The sequence below is a fragment of the Mycobacterium sp. SP-6446 genome, assembly GCF_001954045.1.
Taxonomy (GTDB): Bacteria; Actinomycetota; Actinomycetes; order Mycobacteriales; family Mycobacteriaceae; genus Mycobacterium.
The window spans coordinates 1-8,245 of the sequence record NZ_MBEM01000150.1; the positions used below are offsets into that span (position 1 = coordinate 1).

Sequence of the window (8,245 nt, forward strand, 5' to 3'; positions counted from 1 at the left end):
ACACCCAGGTCACGCACCAACGGCTTCACCGACCAGCCGTCGGCGGCGATGTGGTGCACGGCGGCCACCAGCACGTGCTCGTGCTCGTCGACGCGGAAAAGCCTTGCCCGCAAAGGGATCTCGGCGGCCAGGTCAAACGTGTACTGCACCGAGGTGCCGACGGCTTCCTGCAGCCGGCTTTCCGGCCAGCCGGTGGCGTCGACGACGTCCCAACCGAAGTCGATCCGCTCAAGCGGCAGCACTACCTGCTGGGGGATGCCGTCGTGCGCGGCGAACACTGTCCGCAGACTTTCGTGGCGGGCCACCACGTCGGCCAGGGCGGCACCCAATGCGTCGGCGTCGAGGCGCCCGCGCAGGCGCAACGCCACCGCCATGTTGTAGATCGGGGACGGTCCTTGCAGCTGGTCCAGGAACCACAACCGGTTCTGGGCAAACGAGAGCGGAATCACCGCCGGCCGCTCCCCGGCCACCAAGGGCTCCAGCCCGTCCCCGCCCGTACCGATGCGCGGCGCCAACTGCGCCACCGTGGGCGCCTCGAAGAGGGTTCGCACCGAAACGCCGGCGTTCAACGACTTGTTGATCGAGGCGATCACCCGCATCGCCAGCAGCGAATCCCCGCCCAGGTCGAAGAACGACTCGTCCACGCCGACCCGGTCCAGCCCGAGCACCTGGGCGTAGATCCCCGACACGATCTCCTCGGTCAGGGTCGCCGGGGCGCGGTAGCCACCGGCGTCCGAGTATTCCGGCGCCGGCAGGGCGCGGGTGTCGAGCTTGCCGTTGACCGTCAACGGCAGCGCGTCCAACACCACCACCGCGGCCGGGACCATGTACTCGGGCAGCCGCTCGGCCAGCCCCGCGCGCGCCGTGGCCGGCTCGACGGTCCCGGTGACATACCCCACCAGGCGCTTGTCGCCGGGGCGGTCCTCGCGGGCGATCACCACCGCCTGCTCCACCCCGTCCACACCGGCCAGCGCGGCCTGGATTTCGCCGAGCTCGATGCGATAGCCCCGGATCTTGACTTGCGCGTCGGCCCGCCCCAGGTAGTGCAGCTGCCCGTCGGCGCCCCAGGAGACGAGATCTCCGGTGCGATACATGCGTGCCCCGGGTCCGCCGAACGGGCAGGCCACAAATCGTGTGGCCGTCAACGCCGCCCGGCCGACGTACCCATACCCCTGGCCGGGGCCGGCAACATACAACTCCCCGACGACGCCGGCGGGCACCGGTCGTAACCAGCCGTCGAGCACAAAGAAGCCAAGATGTCCCAGCGGCACCCCGATGGGGCTGACGTTGACGTCGACGTCGTCGCCGCTGATCTCGCGGAACGAGGCGTGCACCGTCGTCTCGGTGATGCCGTACATGTTGATCAGCCGCGGCGATCCGGGGTGGTTGTCCAGCCAGGCCCGAAGACGTTGTGGTTCAAGCGCTTCGCCGCCGAACACCACCGTCTCGAGCGTGAGCTGTTCTCCCGGCGACTGCGCGTCGACGGCCTGCAGCGCATAGAACGCCGACGGGGTCTGGCTCAGCACGCTGACCCGTTCGCGAATCAGCAAGGCGCGCAAGTCTTCCGGCGAGCGCACCACCGCCTCGGGCGCCACTACCAGGCGCCCGCCGTGCAATAGCGCGCCGAAGATCTCCCACACCGAGAAGTCGAAGGCCAGGGAATGGCATTGGGTCCACGCCTGCCCCGGCGACAGCTCCAGGTCGGCGTCGAGCACCTCGAGCAGCCGAATCACGTTGCGGTGGGCGACGGCCACCCCCTTGGGGACGCCGGTCGTGCCCGAGGTGTAGATCAGGTAGGCGATCTCATCCGCGCCCGGCGCCGGCAACCCCGTGCTGGGCTGGGCGCGAATCCGCGGGTCGTCGGTACAGAGGACGGGAAGGTCGGTCCCGGCCAGCCGCTCGGCCAGCTCGGGGGTGGTGATCGCGGCGGCGGGCGCGGCATCGCCGAGCACGAACTGCATCCGCGCGTCCGGCACCACCGGGTCGATCGGCACATACGCCGCACCGGTTTTGAGCACCGCCAAGATCGCCACGACCGCCTCGGCCGACCGGGGAAACAACAGCGCCACCCGCTCACCCGGACCGACACCCTGGCCGATCAGCAAGTGCGCCAACCGATTCGACGCCTCATCCAGCTCGCGGTACGTCGTGCCGCGGCCTTCGAAAGTCAGCGCCACCGCGTCGGGTGCGCCCGCGACCTGTGTGGCGAACAACGCCGGAATCGACGCCGACGCGCTGGCCGGCCGGGTGAGCGCCGCCCGGTTGGCCCATCCGTCCAGGCGGGCGCGTTCCTCGGCGTCCAGCACATCCATCGCCGACAACCGCTGGGAAGGATCGGCGGCCATCGCCGCCAAGATGTGCTGCAGCCGCCCGATCAGTGTGTCGATGGTGGATGCGTCGAACACGTCGGTGTCGAATTCGACGCGCAGGCCCAATTCGCTGCCCGGCAGCACCTGCACGGCGAGCGGGTAGTGGTTGTATTCGCGGTTGGTGAACTCGGTGACGGTCAGCCCGTCGACGCCCGACAACACCTCGATGTCGATCGGGTAGTTCTCGAACGCCAAGAGGGTGTCGAACAACTGGTTGTGACCGGTGACGCGGTGGATGTCGCGCAGCGCCAAGTGCTGGTGGTCGAGGGTGTCGTTGTGGACCTGCTGCAGCCGATCGAGCAGGTCCGCGACGGTGGTGCCCGGCGTCATCTGAGCGCGCACCGGCACCGTGTTGATCAGAAGCCCCACCATCGAATCCGCGCCCAGCACCTCGGCGGGCCGACCCGAGACGGTGACGCCGAAGGCGACATCGTGCTGGCCGGTCAGCAGGGTCAGCAGCTGCGCCCAGGCGCCCTGCACGACGATGTTGACCGTGGTCCGACAGGACCGCGCGAGCTCTCCGACGTTGCGGGTGACCTCCGCCGGGACCCGGAACGAGGCAACGGCGCGCCGCCCCAGCTTGAGCCGATCGGGCGGGCCGACCAGGGTCGGCGCCTCGAAACCGGCGAGCGCCGCCTGCCACGCCGCGCGGGCAGCGCCGACGTCTCGATCGGCCAGCCAGGTGACAAACCGGCGATACGGCGCGGCCGCGGGCAGCCGCTGGCCGTAATAGCTGGCGAAGATTTCCTGCAGCACGATCGGCAACGACCAGCCGTCGACCACGATGTGGTGAAAGGTCAGGACGAACCGGTGCTGATGCGGTGCCGTACGGATCAGCGCCGCCCGAAAAGCCGACTCCTCGGCGAGATCCCGGACCGCCGCGCGCTCTGCGGCACAGAGCCGTTGGACCTGCTCTTCGACGTCGGCGTCGGTGCCGCCGTCCAAATCGACGTACTGCCAACCGGTCTCGGGATCGGCCGGGATGATCTGCACCGGCTGGTCGAATTGTTCGGAGAACAACGCCGCCAGGTTGGGATGCCGGTTGACCATGGTTTGCACCGCATCGCGCAGGCGATGTGGGTCTAGCGGTCCGGTCGCGGTGATGTCGAGCTGCACGGCGTACAGATCGTCGCCACCTTGTACGGTGCTGGCGTGGAAGAGCAGCCCCTGTTGCAGTGGGGTCAGGGGCAGTACGTCAGCGATCCGCATAGTGGCGCTGGAGCTCGTCGATCTGCTGCTGGCTGAGACCGGCGAGCGCGATATCAGACGGCGTCAACCCGCCTCCACCGCCGCGCACATGCGCGCAGATACCGGCCAGGGCCTCGAACCACAATTGGCTCAGCCGGTTGACGTGCGCGTGAGTCAGCGCCGAGGGCGCCCAGGTCCAGTTGGCCTGCAGGCGCGGGCCCGAGCCGGTGTCGACGGTGCCGGCATTGAGCTCCAGGGTGTGCATCAGCGGCATGGGTATTGCCGCGCTGGCACCGCCGGCCGCCAAACCATCTTGGCAGAGTCGCCACAGGTCGTCGGACATCTCGGCCGCCGACGCGCCCATGCGCCCCAGGTAGTTGAATCCGATCGGCGGGTCGGCCTCGGCCAGGTCGACGTCGGGGTTCAGGTAGCGCAGCACCCCATAGGTCAGCGGGTCCGGGAGCGCCCGAAGCTGCTCTTTCGCGTCCTTGAGCACCGCACCAAGCGCGGCTTCACCGGCTCCCACCTGCGCCCAGCGCAGCCCGCCAAGGGCAAGGGACACCGGGTATTTGGTGGTAAACCAACCCACCGTGCGCGACAGATCGACATCGGCGCCCAGCTCCTCGTGGCGTCCGTGGCCCTCGACGTCGATGCCGATCGGCGTGCCACCGGTGCCCAAGAACTCCGAAAGCGCCAACCCGAACGCGATCAACAAAATGTCTTGCACCCCAGCGCGAAACGCGGCCGGCACCTCACCGAGCAGCATGCGGGTGGTCTCGACGTCCAGCTCCGCCGACAACTGCCCGGCGCTGACGTAGCTGTCAACCTCCGGTTGGACCTCGGGCAGCACCGCCGGGACCGCCGCCACCTGGCGCCACGCCTCGATCTGATCGACCACCGCCGGATCGTGTGCGTGCTCGGCCAGCAGCTTCGCCCACCGGGCGAACGAGGTGCCGCCGGCCGGCAACGCCACCGGCTGCCCGCTGTGATGCTGGGCCCACGCAATGTTGAGGTCTTCCAACAGGATTCGCCAGGACACCCCGTCGACGGCCAGATGGTGGACGATCAACGCCAACTGTCCGGTGGAGGCCGCCCACACCGCGCTGAGCATCGCGCCGGCGGCCGGGTTCAACCGCGACCGCGCATCGACCAGGACCTCATCGGAGAGCACGTCGACCGATTGCAGGCACGCGCCCGCGTCCACCGATCCCACGTCGGGCACCTGCAGCGACCAACCCCCGGCGCCGTCGTCGTCGACGCGCAGCCGCAGCATGGCGTGCCGATCCAGCAGCGCCTGCAGCACGACCTTGACGTCGGCCTCGCTGACGCCGGCCGGAGCCGCGACGACCACGGTCTGGTTGAACTGGTCAACCGGGCCGTCCATGTCGTTGAGCCACCGCATGATCGGGGTGGCCACCACCGCGCCGAGGCCCTCGTCGACCACGTCGCCCGAACCGTCGGCGACACCGGCCACCCGGGCCAGCCGGGCCACGGTCTGCTCGACGAAGATGTCGCGCGGACGGCACACCACACCGGCCGCCCGAGCCCGGGCCACCACCTGCATCGACAGGATGCTGTCGCCGCCCAGCTCGAAGAACGACTCGTCGACGCCCACCCGCTCGACACCGAGCACCTGGGCGTAGATGCCGGCCAGGATCTCCTCGACCGCGCTGACGGGGGCGCGATAACGATCGGCATCGGAGTATTCCGGTGCGGGCAGGGCGCGCTTGTCGAGCTTGCCGTTGACCGTCAGCGGCAGCGCCTCCAGCCTCACCACCGCGGCCGGCACCATGTAGGACGGCAGCCGCTCGGCCAGCGCGGCGCGCGCTGCGGCCGGCTCGGCGGTTCCGGTCGTGTACCCCACCAGTCGCTTGTCGCCCGGGCGGTCCTCGCGGACGATCACCACCGCCTGCTGGACCCCGCCCACGCGGGCCAGGGCCGCCTGGACTTCACCCAGCTCGATCCGGTAGCCGCGGATCTTGACCTGCTCGTCGGCGCGGCCCAGGTATTCCAGCTGCCCATCGCCACGCCAAGACACCAGATCACCCGTGCGATACATCCGTGTTCCCGGCGCTTCGGGCTCGCTGAACGGGCAGGCCACGAACCGCGTTGCGGTCAGCCCGCCCCGCCCGACGTAGCCGTGTCCCAGGCCCGAACCGGCCACATACAGCTCGCCGACCACCCCGGCCGGGACAGGCCGCATCCAGCCGTCCAGCACGAAAAAGCCCAGGTGCTCGAGCGGCACCCCGATGGGACTGGCGGTGCTGTCGATGTCGGCGTCGCCGATCTCCCGGAACGAGGCGTGCACGGTGGTCTCGGTGGTGCCGTACATGTTGATCAGTCGCGGCAGTCCGGGGTGGTTGTGCAGCCATTTCTTGAGGCGTTGGGGTTCCAGCGCCTCGCCGGCAAATATCACCGTTTGGAGCTTCAGCTGGCGGCCCAGCTCGGGCGACAGCGCGTCGGCGGTTTGCAGCGCGTAGAACGCCGACGGCGTCTGGCTCAACACGGTGACCTGTTCCCTGACCAGCAGGGCGTGGAAGTCTTCCGGTGAACGTGCGACCGATTCGGGCACCACCACCAACCGACCACCGTGCAGCAGCGCGCCCCAGATCTCGCAGACCGAGACGTCGAAGGCCAGGGAATGCCATTGCGACCAGACCTGGCCGGTCAATTCCAGGCTGTCGTCCAGCGTCTTCATCAGCTCGATCACGTTGTGGTGGGTGATCGCCACGCCCTTGGGCACACCGGTGGTGCCCGAGGTGTAGATCAGGTAGGCGGTCTCGTCGGCCGCCGGGGCCGGCAGCGCCGTGCTGGGGTGGGTGGCGATCCGCGGGTCGTCGACATCGATGACCAGCAGCTCGTGCCCGTCCAGCCGGCCGGCCAGCTCGGTGGTGGTCAGCGCCACAAGCGGGGCGGCGTCCTCGAGCATGAACTCGATGCGGGCCGCCGGCACCGCCGGGTCGATCGGCACATACGCCGCCCCGGTCTTCAGCACCGCCAAGATCGACACGATGGCCTCGGCCGATCGGGAGAACAGCAACGCCACCCGCTGCCCCGGCCCCACTCCCTCGCCAACCAGCAAGTGCGCCAACCGGTTCGACGCCTCATCGAGCTCGCGGTAGGTGGTGCAGCGGCCCGCGAAGCTCACCGCCGCGGCCTCCGGCACGCGCGCGACCTGACCCGCAAACAACGCCGGGATCGAGGCGGCGGGCGCCGGCAGCTCGGCCAGCACGGGCCGGTTGCCGACCTCGTCGATGCGGGCCCGCTCGGCCTCGTCGAGCAGATCGATCGACGACAGCGGTCGTGTCGGGTCGGCGGTCATCGCCGTGAACACCCGCTCCAGGCGCTTGGCCAACTCGCCGATATCGCAGTTCGCAAACAGTTGGCCGGTACCCGGCGTGCTGAGGAAGAGCTTTTCCTCGTCGCGGAAAAAGACCAGCCGGAACTGATCCCCCAAACCGTCGTGGGTCAGCGTCGCCGTCACGGCGGAACCGGCGAGGTCCGTCAGGTGTGTCGTCGGAATGAAATTAAGCCCGACCCGATTCGACGCCTGCCCGAAGGCGTGAAAGTGCGCCGCGTTCTCCATGGCGTGCACCGGGAAACGCTGGTGCTGCAACGTCTCGCGGATCCGCGTGTCGACGTGGGCACAGAATTCGGCGATCGACGCGCTCGGTGACGCCGTCAATACCAGCGGGACGACCCCGGAGATCATCCCGGGCACCAACTTGAGCTGCGGATCCACCCGGCGGCTCACCGGGAAGTCGAACACGACCTGCGAGCCCTCACCCTCGCAGCCGCCCACCAGCAGCGCGCAGGCCGCGGTCAGCACCGACGATCGGCGCATCCCCAACGCCCGCGCCAACTCGTCCATCCCGGCCACCGCGGCCGGGTCCAGCTCCACCGGGGCACCAAACTCGTGGGGGTCACGCCCGCCGGCCTCGACCACCGACCCGGCCTGCCGTTCGCTGTCCGGCGGCAGGTGATCCGCCCAGTAGGCCCGGTCCTCGTCGTAGTCGACGGAGGCTTCGTACGCCAGCTCGCAATCGACCAGATCGGTCAGCGACCCGAAAAACGCGGGTGGGGCCGACACGCCCTCGGTCATCGCGTTGTAGACGGTTGCCAGCCGGTGCAGAACAAAGGCGAGGCCGACGCCGTCGGTGACGATGTGGTGGCAGCAGACGAAGAAATAGAACTCATCGATGCGGGTCTGCATCAACGCGAATTTGAACAGCGGACCGCTCAGCGGCATCACCGTGCGCTGAATCGACGACGCCAGCCGGTACGCGTCACGTTCGGGATCCTGCGAGCCCATCAGGTCATAGCGCGCCAGCTCCACGTGCGGGTCGTCCACGATCTTCTGGAAAACCTGGCCGTCCTGCTGGAAAAACGACGCCCGCAGCGGTTCGGCCTCGCTGACGGCGTGACGGATCGCCGATTCGAACACATCGGTGTCGAGCGGTCCGGCGATTCGCACGAACACGCCCAATTGCCACCTGGCGCCGAAGAGCCCGGTCTCCTCGGCCAGCCAGATGTCCTGCTGCGCTCGTGTCAGCGGAAGTGCCCGGTCCTCAAGTTCCATACGATCCCCCAAGCCCGATGGTCTACTTCTCTGCCTGAACCGCTGCCAGCCTCTCGCGCAGACTCCTCGGCCGGATATCGGTCCAGTTCTGTTCGATGTAGTCCAGACA

General features: G+C 68.9%; 2 pseudogenes. Both read right to left on the reverse strand.

Going from position 1 to position 8,245, the window contains the following annotated elements:
* A pseudogene (locus tag A5736_RS25665) lies at positions 1-8,136 on the reverse strand (amino acid adenylation domain-containing protein); the annotation flags it as partial.
* A 22-nt stretch (positions 8,137-8,158) separates the two neighbouring features.
* Positions 8,159-8,245, reverse strand: a pseudogene (locus A5736_RS25985) (MbtH family protein); the annotation flags it as partial.